The sequence below is a fragment of the Pseudomonas marvdashtae genome, from assembly GCF_014268655.2.
In the GTDB taxonomy this organism is placed as follows: Bacteria; Pseudomonadota; Gammaproteobacteria; order Pseudomonadales; family Pseudomonadaceae; genus Aquipseudomonas; species Aquipseudomonas marvdashtae.
Window position 1 is genome coordinate 919,562 of sequence record NZ_JABWQX020000001.1, and the last position, 13,522, is coordinate 933,083.

At 60.3% G+C, this 13,522-nt stretch carries 15 protein-coding genes; 4 read left to right on the plus strand and 11 right to left on the minus strand.

Annotated elements, in window-relative coordinates:
• The first annotated feature begins 177 nt into the window (after positions 1–177).
• Complete coding sequence (locus HU742_RS04275; protein ID WP_186638179.1) at positions 178–1,197, plus strand: Glu/Leu/Phe/Val dehydrogenase family protein; 1,020 nt, start codon at positions 178–180, stop codon at positions 1,195–1,197.
• Between the two features lie 76 nt (positions 1,198–1,273).
• Here HU742_RS04275 and HU742_RS04280 read toward each other — a convergent pair whose 3' ends face one another.
• Complete coding sequence (locus tag HU742_RS04280; protein WP_014340121.1) at positions 1,274–1,534, minus strand: YebG family protein; 261 nt, start codon at positions 1,532–1,534, stop codon at positions 1,274–1,276.
• A 292-nt stretch (positions 1,535–1,826) separates the two neighbouring features.
• Between HU742_RS04280 and HU742_RS04285 the strand changes: the two genes are divergently transcribed.
• Positions 1,827–2,327: a phosphate-starvation-inducible protein PsiE gene (locus tag HU742_RS04285; protein ID WP_186611035.1), complete on the plus strand. Its 501-nt coding sequence runs from the start codon at positions 1,827–1,829 to the stop codon at positions 2,325–2,327.
• Here HU742_RS04285 and HU742_RS04290 read toward each other — a convergent pair.
• Positions 2,324–2,641: a DUF3509 domain-containing protein gene (locus tag HU742_RS04290; protein ID WP_186643842.1), complete on the minus strand. Its 318-nt coding sequence runs from the start codon at positions 2,639–2,641 to the stop codon at positions 2,324–2,326. The two genes, HU742_RS04285 and HU742_RS04290, sit on opposite strands and share 4 nt — an antisense overlap.
• A 506-nt stretch (positions 2,642–3,147) precedes the next feature.
• On the opposite strand from HU742_RS04290, the gene HU742_RS04295 reads away from it, so the two are divergent.
• Positions 3,148–3,558 (plus strand): HPF/RaiA family ribosome-associated protein, encoded by a 411-nt coding sequence (locus HU742_RS04295; protein ID WP_186611033.1) that lies wholly within the window; start codon positions 3,148–3,150, stop codon positions 3,556–3,558.
• 82 nt (positions 3,559–3,640) lie between these two features.
• Here the strand turns inward: HU742_RS04295 and fecA are convergent, their stop codons facing one another.
• The 4 genes from fecA to HU742_RS04315 form a co-directional block, all read right to left on the minus strand.
• Positions 3,641–5,980, minus strand: coding sequence for a TonB-dependent Fe(3+) dicitrate receptor FecA (gene fecA / locus HU742_RS04300; protein WP_186643840.1), 2,340 nt, complete (start codon positions 5,978–5,980; stop codon positions 3,641–3,643).
• 150 nt (positions 5,981–6,130) lie between these two features.
• Entirely contained in the window at positions 6,131–7,078 is a 948-nt protein-coding gene (locus tag HU742_RS04305; protein WP_186643838.1) for a FecR domain-containing protein, read from the minus strand.
• A gap of 7 nt (positions 7,079–7,085) precedes the next feature.
• Positions 7,086–7,574, minus strand: coding sequence for a sigma-70 family RNA polymerase sigma factor (locus HU742_RS04310; protein WP_186638187.1), 489 nt, complete (start codon positions 7,572–7,574; stop codon positions 7,086–7,088).
• Positions 7,575–7,701: 127 nt separating this feature from the next.
• Positions 7,702–8,577 (minus strand): AraC family transcriptional regulator, encoded by an 876-nt coding sequence (locus HU742_RS04315; RefSeq protein WP_186638190.1) that lies wholly within the window; start codon positions 8,575–8,577, stop codon positions 7,702–7,704.
• Between the two features lie 138 nt (positions 8,578–8,715).
• Here HU742_RS04315 and HU742_RS04320 point away from each other — a divergent pair, with 138 nt between their 5' ends.
• Positions 8,716–9,621, plus strand: coding sequence for a DMT family transporter (locus HU742_RS04320; RefSeq protein WP_186643836.1), 906 nt, complete (start codon positions 8,716–8,718; stop codon positions 9,619–9,621).
• Here the strand turns inward: HU742_RS04320 and HU742_RS04325 are convergent.
• The 5 genes from HU742_RS04325 to HU742_RS04345 form a co-directional block, all read right to left on the minus strand.
• Positions 9,618–10,127 (minus strand): DUF2165 domain-containing protein, encoded by a 510-nt coding sequence (locus HU742_RS04325; protein ID WP_186643834.1) that lies wholly within the window; start codon positions 10,125–10,127, stop codon positions 9,618–9,620. The genes HU742_RS04320 and HU742_RS04325 overlap by 4 nt on opposite strands.
• A 108-nt stretch (positions 10,128–10,235) precedes the next feature.
• Complete coding sequence (locus tag HU742_RS04330; RefSeq protein WP_186643832.1) at positions 10,236–11,213, minus strand: 2-hydroxyacid dehydrogenase; 978 nt, start codon at positions 11,211–11,213, stop codon at positions 10,236–10,238.
• Positions 11,214–11,316: 103 nt separating this feature from the next.
• Positions 11,317–12,066 carry a YkgJ family cysteine cluster protein gene (locus HU742_RS04335; RefSeq protein WP_186643830.1) on the minus strand — a complete coding sequence of 250 codons (750 nt, stop codon included), beginning with the start codon at positions 12,064–12,066 and terminating at the stop codon, positions 11,317–11,319.
• 82 nt (positions 12,067–12,148) lie between these two features.
• A complete protein-coding gene (locus HU742_RS04340; RefSeq protein WP_186643828.1) occupies positions 12,149–12,475 on the minus strand; it encodes a hypothetical protein in 327 nt (108 codons plus the stop codon).
• A 97-nt stretch (positions 12,476–12,572) separates the two neighbouring features.
• A complete protein-coding gene (locus HU742_RS04345) occupies positions 12,573–13,475 on the minus strand; it encodes a chemotaxis protein CheV (protein ID WP_039591605.1) in 903 nt (300 codons plus the stop codon).
• Positions 13,476–13,522 lie beyond the last annotated feature (47 nt).

A 13,522-nucleotide genomic window follows, 5' to 3' on the forward strand; every position in this document is an offset into this window, starting at 1 on the left:
CCAGACTATGTCTCGTTTTAGCGCTGCCATGGGCTTTCGTCCAGTCTCGCTAATACGCCGTGACAGGTTATGCCTAAAAAGCTGACAACTGCCCAGGCTTATTCCGGCGTGCTCCAGCAATTTTCGGCCGCACGCCTATACTGGCGAAACAGACAAAAGTGATTCGGGAGCCTGTCGATGTTCGCTCTCATGCAAAGCTCCCGCCTTGAATCGCTGCACTTGAGCGTGGACCCGGCGACCGGGTTGAAGGCGGTGATTGCCATTCATTGCAGCCGTCCTGGGCCTGCCCTGGGTGGCTGTCGTTATCTTTCCTACCCCGACGATGAAACTGCCGTGGCCGACGCCGTGCGCCTGGCCCAGGGCATGAGCTACAAGGCCGCCCTGGCCGGCTTGCCAGTGGGCGGAGGCGTGGCTGTCATCATGCGCCCGGCGCACGTTGACAGCCGGGCCGCGCTGTTCGAAGCCTTTGGTCGTTGCATCGAACAATTGGACGGGCGCTACATCACCGCCATCGACAGCGGTACATCGGTGGCGGACATGGACTGCATCGCCCAGCAAACCCGTCATGTCACCAGTACCACCGCCGCGGGAGACCCGGCGCCTCACGCGGCGATGGGCGTCTTCGCCGGCATTCGTGCAACGGCCATGGCCCGCCTGGGCAGCGATAATCTGGAAAGCCTGCGGGTGGCGATCCAGGGCCTGGGCAATGTGGGTTATGCCTTGGCCGAACAGCTGCACGCCGCGGGCGCGGAATTGCTGGTCAGCGACATCGACCCTGGCAAGGTGCAACTGGCGATGGAGCAATTGGGCGCCCATCCGATCGCCAACGACGCGCTGCTAAGCACTCCATGCGACATTCTTGCGCCTTGTGGCCTCGGCGGCGTGCTCAACAGCCACAGCGTGGCGCAATTGCGCTGCTCGGCGGTTGCCGGCTCGGCCCACAACCAGTTGAGCAATCTGCAAGTAGCCGATCAGTTGGAGAGACGCGGGATACTCTATGCGCCGGATTACGTGATCAACTCGGGCGGGCTGATCTACGTCGCCCTGAAACATCAGGGTGAGGAACTGCCGACCATCACCGCGCATCTGTCGAAGATCGGTGCCCGGCTCACTGAAGTCTTCGCCCACGCCCAGGCGGAGAAGCGTTCACCAGCCCGGGTAGCCGATGAGCTGGCGGAGCGTTTGTTGTACCGATAAAAAAAGACCGCAGCCTGCGACAGCTGATACACGGGATGTAGCGTGTATCAGCTGTCGCAGGCTGCGGTCTTTTTGCTCATTCGTCCGACGGATTGAGCAGTTCGGACAAGGCGTCCGGCTGGCTCTTGAAGGCCTTGGCGAATACATCGCGGTTCTTCGCCATGTAGATCCCTGCTTCTTCCACCTGTTTCTCGCTCAGCGATGGGACGGCTTTTTGCAACACCTCGGCCAGCAATTCGGCGAGTTCCAGCATTTTGTCATGACGGTCAGCTTCGGCTTTATCCATGAACAAGCGCTCCAGATCTCGGCTGCTGCGGTATACCACTTCGACGGCCATTCACCACCTCACATGCCTTCACATTGGTTTGTCTTTTCGACTACTGTATTTATATACAGGCAAAAGAATAAGCGAATCCTGATGCTTTGGATAGTGGCTTTTTAATGTAGACCGATTTCAAGGTTTGTCCCGCAGGTAAATCGCGTCTGCGGCGAGGCCGGTTCATGTCGCAACGTGTCGTGTACCAGCCCATCGCCATCTCACCCCAGTGGCTGGCCTTTTTTCTGCATGCAGAACAACCGTCACGTCCAACCCGCATCATCCGGTCGAGCCGACCTAAGGAAACTACATCGTGAAAATCAACTGGGCCGAGAACCTGCGCCAGAACGTACACCAGCTGGCTGAATCCCTGGGCAACCTGTTCGTCGAGACGTTCCATTACCTGGCACTGTTCGCCATCGGAGCGGTGACCGCGTGGGCGGCGGTGATGGAGTTCTTGCAGATGATCGAGGAGGGGCACATCAAGATTGATGACATCCTCCTGCTGTTCATCTACCTGGAGCTGGGGGCGATGGTCGGGATTTACTTCAAGACCAACCACATGCCGGTGCGGTTCCTGATCTACGTGGCAATCACCGCGCTGACGCGCCTGCTGATTTCCAATGTTTCCCACCACAGTCCGCCGGACCTGGGAATTATCTACTTGTGCGGTGGCATCCTGCTGCTGGCGTTCGCGATCCTGGTAGTGCGCTATGCCTCGTCGCAGTTTCCCTCGGTGAAGATCGAACACCCGCACCGCAAGGTCGGCGCGGGTTCGAGCGAGCATGCCGAAGTGGAGAAGGGCGAAATCTAGAGACCGGCGGCGCTGCAGGCCTGGCCTTGGACCTGCGGTGGCGGCACCTTGATGGTGTCGCCGCCGGTCATGGCTTCGAGGATTGCCACGGCGCTGTGGCCTTGTTCGATGGCAATCCCGAATTGAATGCTTTGTACCAGGCGCCGCAGCCGTTCCGGGTCGTTGCGCTGCTGGGCACTGATCATGCGCTTGGCGACGACGCGCCCGCTCTTGGAAAGGGTCAGCATGATGCTGCCATCCAGGCCTTGGATGCTCAGGTTGATTTGGTACTGCGGCGCGAAGGCGTCCGTAATGATCTGAAAAGGGTTGTCCATGATGCGTCACCGCCTGATTGAACGTGCAGTTGTTGACCGGCCATGATCGGGATTAGTTCGCAACACCGGACCATCGGCTGTTCCATGATCGTATTCATCCATCAAATTGCGGGGCTGGCAGGCGACGGACCGGGGGGGGCGCAGCCCTTGGCAGCTCTACCAAGGCTTTTGCAAGGGGCATGCCGGAAAAACTGTCGGACAATGATCGCGGCGCCTTGATACCAGGGGCTCTGGGATGCAGGTCTGGGCGCTGCCCGTTTCGGGGCAGGAACGGATGAATGTTCGCTGGCGGTGCAAGATCGGGGGGGAATTGGCGAGAGGAGCGAGGCGAGGCAACTCCCGACATTAACAGCGCTTTTGTCGGTTGTCCGGCTTTATTTGCAAATCAATATTTATCTTTTTTGAGGGCTTGAATTGTTCTGTCGCCAGCCCGACTCTGTATTCAAGGGGCCGTTGCGCTACCGTCGATTGGCCCCTGGCGAGCTAGCCGAAATAAGGGATGAACTATGCAAATCCAAGTCAATAGCGATAACCATATTCAAAGCAGCATCCGACTGGAGGAGTGGGTACGTACGACCATTGAGAGCACGCTCGAACGCTACGAAGAAGACCTGACACGGATCGAAGTTCATCTGGGTGATGAGAACGGCGACAAGCCTGGTCCCCATGATTTGCGGTGCCAGTTGGAAGCGCGGCCAAAGGGCCACCAGCCCATTTCCGTGACCCACAAGGCCGAATCGCTGGAACTTGCGATCGAAGGCGCGGCCACCAAGCTGGAGCATGCATTGGAGCATCTGTTCGGCAAACTGCGCGGCAAGCGTGCCGCCACCAACGGCCCGACCGAATCGATTGCCCTCGCCGATGCGATGCTGGAAGAAGAATTCCTGGAGAACGAACGGGCTGCACTCAACGGCTGAGTCTGGCTCACTTTTTTCACCCCAAAAAAACGGGCCTGCAATTGCAGGCCCGTTCTGTTTTAGCGGTCCACGAGCGCCGTAATCAGAAGGCTACGGAGGTCTGCACATACACCGTGCGAGGTTCGCCGACGTACTTGCCTCGATTGTTGTCGTCGAAGGAGCGCGTGAAATACTGAGTGTTGAAGATGTTCTTCACACCCACCGCAACGTTCAGGTCCGACAACCGCGGGCCGAAGTCATAGGCGGCGCGGCTGCTGAATAGCATGTAGCCAGGGATATTTCCGGTGCTGCCGTCCACACTTTCGGCGCGGGTGTTGGCGTTGTCGGCGAACTGCGCGCTCTGGTAGGTGCTGTCCAGGTTGAGCTTCCAGGGGCCTTCGGTATAACCGATCCCCAGCGTACCTTTGTGTTTCGAGGAGAATGGCACGCGGTTGCCCTTGTTCGGGCCGTCCTCGCGGATGGTGGCATCGACGAAAGCGTAGGTGGCGTAGACGTCGAAACCAGCCAGCGCCGGGCTCAGGCCGTCGAGGGCATAGTTGATGCTGGTTTCAATGCCTTGATGGCGGGTCTCGCCCCGGGCGATCACCGAGTCATTGGTCTGGTTGCTTTCATACTGGTTATCGAAATTGATCAGGAACGCGCCGATTTCCGCCCGAAGGTTGCCATTGTCGTAGCGAGTGCCAAGCTCCCAGGTGCGGGCCTTCTCCGGTTTCACTTCACCGCTGCTGACGCGGTTGGGCATCTGGCTGTACTGCACGCTGCCGAATGAACCTTCGGTGTTGGCGTACAGGTTCCATTCGTCGGTCAGGTGATACAGCACGTTCAGCGCCGGCAGGGCGGTGTTGTAGTCGCCCTTGTACTTCACATTCGTCAGGTTGTTGGTCTGCTGCGATTCGATCATTTCGTAGCGAATGCCAGGCGTGATGGTCCATTTGCCAATGTCGATCCGGTCATCAATGAAAAACGCGTTGGCTTCAGTGCCGCCACGCGTATCGCGGTCGTTGCGGCTGGAGGTCGTTGGCAGTTCGTTGCTGGCGACGGGCGTACGATAACGCAGCTCGTGGCCGGCTTCGTTGATGTAACGGTAGCCGACGCCGACTTCGTGGCGGGTCGGGCCGAGGTCGAAGCCTTGGGCGAAGCGGGTCTCCAGGCCTCGTACCCAATATTCGCGAGGCGACAGGGACAGGAAAGAGCCCTGGTCCAGATAACCGCTGCGCAAGGTCTTGGTGAAGAACGTGCTGGCGGTGAATTCCCGACGGTCCTGCTGGTAGCGGTAGCCGAAATTGACCAGGGTGCGACGGCCCCAGAACCGATCGTTCGGACGGGTGGACTGGTATGGGTCGGCGTCGTAGTCGGCGACATTCAGGCCGCCGGGCATATCGGCCTCACCTTCGTAATACTGGGCCATGGCGTTGAAACTGTTGGCTTCGTCCAGTTGGTAATTGCCCTTCAGGATCAGGTCGTCGATTTGCGTGTCGCTGTGTTCGCGCCAATCCCCACCACGGGTGCCGGAATACAGCAGCGCACCGCCCAAGCCGTTGTCGGCGGTGCCACCGGCCAGTAGATTGGAAGTCGTCTTGAAGCCGTCGTGGCTGGATGACGGGCTCGTCTCGGTCTGCAAGCCGCCCTTGACCGTCGGCGCATCGGGAATCGCCCGGGTCACGAAGTTCACCACGCCGCCGACGTTTTGCGGGCCGTAGCGCACCGCGCCACCACCGCGCACGACGTCTACCGCGTCCATATTGCCCATGCTGACCGGGGCGAACGACAGCTGTGGTTGGCCATAAGGGGCGAAGGGCACCGGGATGCCGTCCATCAGCACCGTGGAGCGCGAGGCCAGGCGCGGATTGAGGCCGCGAATGCCAAAATTCAGCGCCATGTCATGGCTACCAGTTCCGTTGTTGTCGGGGGCGTTGACGCCGGGAATGCGATTGAGCACATCCCGTGCCTGCGTCGCGCCCTGGCGCTCGAATTCTTCACGGCGGATGACGTCGCGGGCGCCCGGGTGTTCGAACACATTGGTCTGCGCGGCGTCGCCGAGCCAGTCGCCGACCACGGTGGTGGTGCTCAAATCCAGGGAGGCGCTGTCGGCCGGTTGCAGGCTGTAGGCGTTATCACCTTCGGACCGGGCTTGCAGGCCGGTGCCTTCGAGCAGCGCGCCAAGGCCCTGCTCCAAGCTGTAGTTGCCTTCCAGGCCACGGCTTTGCAGGCCACCGGTCATTTGCGAACCAAAGGAGATCAGCACCCCGGCTTCACGGCCGAACTGATTGAGGGCGTTCTCCAGCGACGACGGCGCGATGTGGTAAGCCCTGGTCTCGGCTGCCTGCACCGACGGTAACGCAACCCAACTCAGGCTGGCGCCCAGCAGGAGTTGGCGCAGGGCTCGGGTGATCGGGGTGAGGCGAGTAGGGGATTGCAGCATGATGAGGGTCCTGAGAAGGTTGCATCAAAGTGGCTTTCCTTCTCTGTCACCCGAGGTGTCGAAAACAGCTCACTGGAAAAGCAATTTTTTGGCGAAGGTCGTGTCTTGCCGTTTGAAGTGGGCGCTTGCGGTCCTCGCTACGGTCGTGTTTCAGGCACGGGCCTCGACGCTGACCCAATACCGGGTGAACCGTCGCACTGTAACCGGCAGGCTGACTTCCAGCAGGTCGAGGATCCGTTCGCTGTTGTCCAGCGGGTAGCTTCCTGAGATCAGCAGGTTGGCGACGGCTTCATCGCAGTGCAACTGGCCACGTCGGTAGCGGCTGAGTTCGTCGAGGAAATCCGTCAGGCGCATGTGCGCCGCCACCAGCATTCCCTCAGTCCAGGCGCCGCTGTTGGCATCCAGCGCCGTGGGTGGACCGGCGCCGTTGATGCCCAGGCCCAGTTGTCGCGAGGCTGTCAGAACAAATGGCGCGCCTTGATGCCCGTGACCTTGCACCTGGCCTTCGAACACGGCCACTTGGGTGTGACCGGGAAATTCACGCACGTTGAACCGCGCAGACTGACTCTCCAGCAGCCCGTGGGCGGTCGCCACTTGCAAGGGGCGTGGATCCCGCGCGCCGGTTATCTGCAGTTCTCCTTCCAGCAGGCGGATCAAGCGACGTTGGGCGTCAAAACGAACGTCCACGGCGCTGCCGGTATTGAGCTGCAATTGACTGCCGTCATCGAGTGTCAGGCGACGCCGCTCGCCCACCGGGCTGCGATAGTCGGCCATCAACGGCGGCAATAATTGCCGTTCGCGCAGTCCCCACGCCAGGCTGGAACCGGCGCCCAGGATCAACAGCAGTTTGAGTGCCTGGCGCCGCGTGGTGCGTTTGGGTGCGTTGAGTGCGGCGTGGGCCAGGGGCGAAGAAACATTGCGCAGCCGTTGATTGACCCGCTGGATGTGTTCCCATGCCCGGCGATGTTCGCTGTGGGCATTGAGCCATTGCTCCCACGCCTGTTGCTGGCGTGGGTCGAGCGGCCCTTGCTGCATTTCCAGCAGCCAGTGGACAGCCTGCTCGGCAACATGCGCGCTGACATTCGGTGCGGTGTTCATCGGCAGGTCACAGCGCGAAATAGCAGCGCATCGCCGCTTTGTTCAAATGGCGCTTGACCGTTGCCAGCGAGATACCCAATTCGCGAGCGATTTCGTTGTAGGTCAAACCGTCGACCTGGGCCAGTAAAAATGCCCGCTTGACCGCATGCGGCAGACCATCGAGCAGTTGATCGAGCTCCAGCAGCGTTTGCAGGATGATCGCGCGTTCCTCTTCCGAAGGCGCCACCTGCCCGGGCAGTTGGGCCAGCGCGTCAAGGTAGGCGCGCTCCAGGTCCTGACGGCGGTAATGGTTGAACAACACACGCTTGGCGATGGTGGTGAGGAACGCCCGCGGTTCGAGAATCGGCTGGGGATCGCGTGCCGCCATTACTCGTATGAACGTGTCTTGCGCCAGGTCTGCGGCGCTTTCGGGGCAACCGAGCCGGCGTCGCAACCAGCCGTTGAGCCAGTTGTGATGGGCGATATAAAGCACTTCGACGGTAGGGGCGGACGGCAACAGGAACACTCCGACAGCGATCGGCTGCGCTAGAGAACAAGAATTGTTCGCATTGTAGAGGTGCGGCCGGGGCTACGGCAATCGGGATGAGTGTCCGCTTCTTTGTCGGGTCGGAGCGCGACGGCGTCTAGCACAGAAACGCCTGTCGATATTCCCCGGGCGTGGCGCCCACGATTTGGCGAAAACGATTGGCGAAATGACTGGCGCTGGCGAACCCGCAGGCCAACGCAACATCGCCCAGCGCTTGTGAAGTGCTGCGCAGCAAGTGTCGCGCCTGTGACAAGCGTCGTGCCAGCACATACTGGTGGGGAGGCAGCCCGAAGCTCTCGCGGAACATTCGGGCGAAGTGGTATTCGGACAAGGCGCAAAGCGCCGCCAGTTGCCCAAGGCTGATGGCCTCGGCCAGGTGACTGTCGATGTAGTCCACCAGCATCCGCCGTTGATGGGCAGCCAGGCCGCCCTTGAGGCGAAGCCCCTGGCGCAGGCCGACCTGACTCAGCAGCAAATGACTGAGCAGGTCATGGGCCAGGCTGGTGCAGAGCAGGCGTTCGGCGGGTTCGTTCCAGTTCAGCGCGATCAACTGGCGAAAGCGCTGGGCCTGTTGCGGGTCGTCAAGGAACGTTGCCTCGTGCAATTGGACTTGCCGGGGTTCACGATCCAGCAACGTGACGCAACCGAGAGCGAACTGTTCGGGGCTGAAATACAGGTGGGCGAGGCGAATATCACCATTGATGACCCAGGCCGACTCATGCTCGGCCGGCAGCACGCAGAGTTTGTCTGGTGCCCCGGTGGCGTCGGGTCGTTCGCGGCGAAACGTGCCGGTGCCGCCAGCGATGTAGCACGACAGCGTATGGTGAGTCGGCGCCTCGTAGTCACGGGCGTCGTGGTGATTGCTCCACAAAGCGGCCGCCAAGCCGTCCCCGAGCTCGGCGCTGTGCTCAAGGCGAGCGTTGGGCGAGCTGTTGAGGGCTTGAAAGACTTGCAAGGTTTGCAGTGTGGACATGATCGGCTCTCTCCAACGCCTTGCATCCTACTCCCTCGGCCTATCCGTGCCAGCCTGCCAGCCGACAAAACCGCAAGTTTACGCAAGCGCCAGGTCAATGGCGGTGTGACACTGGGACCATTATCAGGAGTCGCCGTCATGAACCTCTCGCTGTACCTGCTTACCGTGATCATCTGGGGCACCACGTGGATTGCGCTGAAACTGCAATTGGGCGTGGTCGCCATCCCGGTGTCGATCGTTTATCGCTTTGGCCTCGCGGCGCTGATTCTGTTCGTGATGCTTTTGCTCAGCCGGCGCTTGCAGGTGATGAGTCGGCGCGGCCATCTGATTTGCGTCGCCCAGGGCTTGTGCCTGTTCTGCATCAACTTCATGTGTTTCCTGACCGCCAGTCAGTGGATTCCCAGCGGCCTGATTGCCGTGGTGTTCTCCACGGCTACCCTCTGGAACGCCCTGAATGCACGGGTTTTCTTCGGTCAGCGAATTGCCCGTAACGTGTTGCTGGGCGGTGCGCTGGGGCTGTTCGGGCTGGCGCTGTTGTTCTGGCCGGAGCTGGCCGGTCACAGCGCAAGCCCGCAAACGTTGCTCGGATTGGCATTGGCGCTCTTGGGAACGTTGTGTTTCTCGGCAGGCAATATGTTGTCGAGCCTGCAACAGAAAGCCGGCCTCAAGCCGCTGACGACCAACGCTTGGGGCATGGCCTACGGGGCCGCGATGCTGTCCGTGTGGTGTCTGTTGCAGGGCATCCCGTTCGACATGGAATGGAACACGCGTTACGTCGGCTCGCTGTTGTACTTGGTCATTCCGGGTTCGGTCATCGGCTTTACCGCCTACCTGACGCTCGTCGGACGCATGGGCCCGGAGCGGGCAGCGTATTGCACGGTCCTGTTCCCGGTGGTGGCATTGAACGTCTCGGCGTTTGCCGAGGGTTATCAATGGACCGCGCCAGCGTTGGTCGGGCTGGTGCTGGTGATGCTGGGCAACGTGCTGGTGTTCCGCAAGCCGAAGCCGGTTGTATTGGCACCGATGATCGATACAGTCCGTTAGTGGTCATTCTTGATGCTGACGAAGATCAGTGCCGGCAAGAGAAAATCGGTAGCAACTTTCGTCCACGGAATCATGTTCCATTGTTCGGAAGTGTCCATCTCAAACCATTCGTTGGCAATGACTTGAAGACAAAAGTAATAAACGAACAACGCTGTGGTTAAGCCAATAATCGCGTACTTTTTGGCTTCATGAAAGGCGTTGTGTGGCGCATGCAAGTTTCTCAACATCTGATAGGCGCCCAACAGGCAGCAGGTTGTAAAGATGGACTCCAATGTGATGATCATCCAATAAATCCGGTGGTGGGCAATTGGCGACGTCACCGCACGATACATAAGTCGTTCATTTCCAACGGTCGTATCCATGCTCAGGATGTGGCCAACATACTCATAATTATTAGCGTAATCGGTCAGGTTGCTGATCATGACCAGAACGCCAAACAGGCCGGCTATTAAGACGATGATTGCCTTGCTCTTGCGAATAAGTTGGGCTGTGGTGAGGCTGTGCATATATAAGACTCCAGTGATGTAGGTTTAGTACAGTTGCACTGGAGGTTATAGTTTGCCGGTTAAGTTGGCAGGGAAACTGATTATCAAGTTATGTCCCTGCCAACGCTTTTACTTGGCGGGGAATACTTGCGGGTTGACCAGGTTCTTCGGTCGTTCGCCCATCAAGGCGCTTCGCAAATTCTCCACGGCAAGGTTGGCCATTGCTTCCCGAGTCTCATGGGTGGCGGAACCGATGTGCGGCAAGGTCACGGCGTTTTTCAGCTGGAACAGCGGTGACTCGGCCAGCGGCTCTTTCTCATAGACATCCAGCCCGGCGCCGCGGATGCGGTTGTTCTGTAAGGCTTCGATCAGCGCCGGCTCGTCCACTACCGGGCCACGGGAGATGTTGATCAGGATGGCGCTGGGTTTCATCAGGCCCAGCTCGCGTTGGCCGATCAGATGACGGGTCTTCTCGCTCAACGGCACCACGAGGCAGACGAAGTCGGCTTCGGCCAGCAACTGGTCCAGTTCGCGAAATTGTGCACCCAGCTGGGTTTCCAGTTCGGTCTTGCGGCTGTTGCCGCTGTACAGGATCGGCATGTTGAACCCCAGCCGGCCGCGTCGGGCAATCGCTGCGCCGATATTACCCATGCCGACGATACCCAGGGTCTTGCCATGCACATCGCTGCCGAACAGCTGTGGCCCGACCGTCGCTTGCCACTGTCCGGCCTTGGTCCAGGCGTCCAGTTCAGCGACGCGACGGGCACTGCTCATCAGCAGCGCGAATGCCAGGTCGGCGGTGCTTTCGGTGAGCACGTCGGGGGTATTGGTGAGCATGATCCCGCGTTCATTGAAGTACGCCAGGTCATAGTTGTCGTAGCCCACCGACACGCTGGACACCACTTGCAGCTTCGCGGCGTTTTGCAGTTGCTCGCGGCCGAGCTTGCGGCCGACACCGATCAGCCCGTGGACGTGGGGCAAGGCTTCATTGAACTGCGCGTTGAGGTCGCCGTTCGATGGGTTGGGCACAATCACGTCGAAGTCCTGTCGCAGGCGCTCGATCATAGGCGGCGTGATACGGCTGAAGGCAAGTACGGTTTTTTTCATCGTGCAAGGCTCTCTGCAGGGAATACCAAGCACGCTAACATTCCTGGCGCGGGTTAGGCGAGAGGGGGCGGTGTTTTTGGTGCACCGCAAGTCCCTATGGAAGCTATGCCGCCCGCAGCGAAATAAAGGCGTAGTTCACCGGCGTTTCAGTGACGACGCATGCGCCGGCGGCAGTGACCTGGCTGGCGATGTCATCGCCGGACAGATGGAACCGCCATTCTCCTGCCGCTTGCTCAAGCGGCTGCGAGCGGGCCTGATCGATGGCAGCGGCGAACGCGCTCATGTCCGGCAGGTACGCGGTGAACCCATCACCTTTCAGCGCAGTGGTGTGGATGCCCAGGGCCACGCAAATGCGTTCCTTCATGCCGATCTCCTGACGATCGGCCTGGCGTGAGCGCTCAATCAGCCGAGCGAGTTCCTGGTCGACCAATTCACCGCCGACAATCAATTGCGGCCCCGTTTCCCACGACTCCGGCGGGCAATCCTTGGTGGCGGTGTTGAGCGGGATGTGCGGGTTGATTTCCATCGGGTAGATGCGGCACACCAAGGGGCGGCGCTCATAGATGCGGCACAGGTTGTCGGCGTCCAGATTATGGCAACGGCCGGTGTTGTAGGCGGCAAACGTGATCGCCACGAGCGCTTCGCTCGTGCCGCTGCGCACCACCGCCGAACGCCGTTCGGCGTGCTCGCGTTGCGCCACTGGAAGGCCGAGGCCATTGGGCAGGAAGGCCTCGACCAGGACGATCACCTGCCCGCCATCATTGGCCCACATCCTGGCTTCGTCGAGGGTCAGGGGGACGTGATGGCCGGTACAGCATTTACCGCACCCTACACAGGAAAACGTTGTGTTCATTGATCGACCGAAAGCAATAGGCTGAAAGCGGCGACAGAAAAGCGCCGCGATGAGCCGTGCGAAGCAAGTTATGCGCCAGTCGTCATGGATTGCCAGCCGGGCGGATCGAGTCCCATTCGGTCACGAACGCGGTCTTGGTTTTCTTGCGGTAGAGGCACAGCTCTGTGCCGCTCGCGCCTTTCATGTGGGCCTGCGGGTATTGGCCTTGCAGCAACAGCGCGGTGTAGCCCACCCGGTCGTCGAATTGCGCGGCGGTGCCAATCGGTTCGGGTTTTTTCAGGCCGCTGGCCTTGAGGCAACTGGCGAGCACTTTTTTGTCGTAGGCAGCCCAGGCGTCGGGGCTGGAAGCGTGAGCCTGGAGAGTCAGGGCGGCGGTCAGGCCGAAGAGCATCAGGGTCGGGGTTTTCATCAGTGAAGTCCTTGTTCGCGAAGGCAAGGACTGGAGTATGCCTGAGGATGGCCCGGCTCGAAGGCTGCAAACACCGCAGCCTCGAGGCGGGCAGCGGTCAGCGGCCCTGTTCGGCAACCGCCTTGGCCGCCGTGATCAGGCACTTGGTCAATTCCGGGGAAGAGAACTTGGTGAGTACCCCGTTGGCGCCGGCCAGCCTGGCCTTTTCGCTGTTCATGGCGCTGTCGAGCGAGGTATGCAGCAGCACGTAGAGGTGAGCGAAGTCCGGCGTCTCGCGCAGCGTGCGGGTGAGGGCGTAGCCGTCCATCTCCGACATCTCGATATCGGAGACGATCAGGTTGATCTCTTGTGCAGTGCCCTGCAGCTCCAACAGGCAGTCGATGGCTTCCTTGGCGCTGCGGGCGGTGTGGCATTGCAGGCCGAGGTTACGCAGGGTATGCACCGATTGTTGCAGCGCCACCTGGCTGTCATCGACCACGAGGATGCGTGCGTTGCCCAGCACTTCGGCGTCTTCCATGCTCAGTTCGGTCGGCGCTGTCTCGATCTGCGCCGGGGCGATGCCGTGGATCACTTTCTCGATGTCCAGCACTTGCACCAGCGTACCGTCCACCGAGGTCACGCCGGTAATGAACGCGCGTACACCGCCGGAGCCGTAGGGCGGCGGTTTGATGTCAGTGGTCAGGCAATGGACAATCTTGCTCACGGCCTGTACGTGCAGGCCCTGCTTGGAGCGACTGACATCGGTGACGATCAGGCAGCCGCCGTCCGGATCTTCCAGCGGCCGCTCGCCGATGGCGCGGCTCAGGTCGATCACCGACAGCGATGCCCCGCGCAGCGTGGCGATGCCTTTGACGTGCGGATGCGACTCCGGCAGCTTGGTCAGCGGCGGGCAGGGGATGATCTCACTGACCTTGAGCAGGTTGATCGCCATCAGCTTGCCGCTGCGCAAGGTAAACAGCAGAAGCGAAAGTGAATCTGCGCGGGCTTTGTTTGAAGACATAAAAACCTTCTGTGGAAAAAGGTAAGGCGAGCGTGAACATCGCCAAG

Excerpts from the sequence above, each read along its gene's own strand:
- HU742_RS04275 (WP_186638179.1), top strand. The coding sequence starts at position 178 with ATGTTCGCTCTCATGCAAAGCTCCCGCCTTGAATCGCTGCACTTGAGC.
- HU742_RS04280 (WP_014340121.1), bottom strand. The coding sequence starts at position 1,534 with ATGGCCGTCGAAGTGGTATACCGCAGCAGCCGAGATCTGGAGCGCTTG.
- HU742_RS04290 (WP_186643842.1), bottom strand. The coding sequence starts at position 2,641 with ATGGACAACCCTTTTCAGATCATTACGGACGCCTTCGCGCCGCAGTAC.
- HU742_RS04295 (WP_186611033.1), top strand. The coding sequence starts at position 3,148 with ATGCAAATCCAAGTCAATAGCGATAACCATATTCAAAGCAGCATCCGA.
- fecA (WP_186643840.1), bottom strand. The coding sequence starts at position 5,980 with ATGCTGCAATCCCCTACTCGCCTCACCCCGATCACCCGAGCCCTGCGC.
- HU742_RS04305 (WP_186643838.1), bottom strand. The coding sequence starts at position 7,078 with ATGAACACCGCACCGAATGTCAGCGCGCATGTTGCCGAGCAGGCTGTC.
- HU742_RS04315 (WP_186638190.1), bottom strand. The coding sequence starts at position 8,577 with ATGTCCACACTGCAAACCTTGCAAGTCTTTCAAGCCCTCAACAGCTCG.
- HU742_RS04320 (WP_186643836.1), top strand. The coding sequence starts at position 8,716 with ATGAACCTCTCGCTGTACCTGCTTACCGTGATCATCTGGGGCACCACG.
- HU742_RS04325 (WP_186643834.1), bottom strand. The coding sequence starts at position 10,127 with ATGCACAGCCTCACCACAGCCCAACTTATTCGCAAGAGCAAGGCAATC.
- HU742_RS04330 (WP_186643832.1), bottom strand. The coding sequence starts at position 11,213 with ATGAAAAAAACCGTACTTGCCTTCAGCCGTATCACGCCGCCTATGATC.
- HU742_RS04335 (WP_186643830.1), bottom strand. The coding sequence starts at position 12,066 with ATGAACACAACGTTTTCCTGTGTAGGGTGCGGTAAATGCTGTACCGGC.
- HU742_RS04340 (WP_186643828.1), bottom strand. The coding sequence starts at position 12,475 with ATGAAAACCCCGACCCTGATGCTCTTCGGCCTGACCGCCGCCCTGACT.
- HU742_RS04345 (WP_039591605.1), bottom strand. The coding sequence starts at position 13,475 with ATGTCTTCAAACAAAGCCCGCGCAGATTCACTTTCGCTTCTGCTGTTT.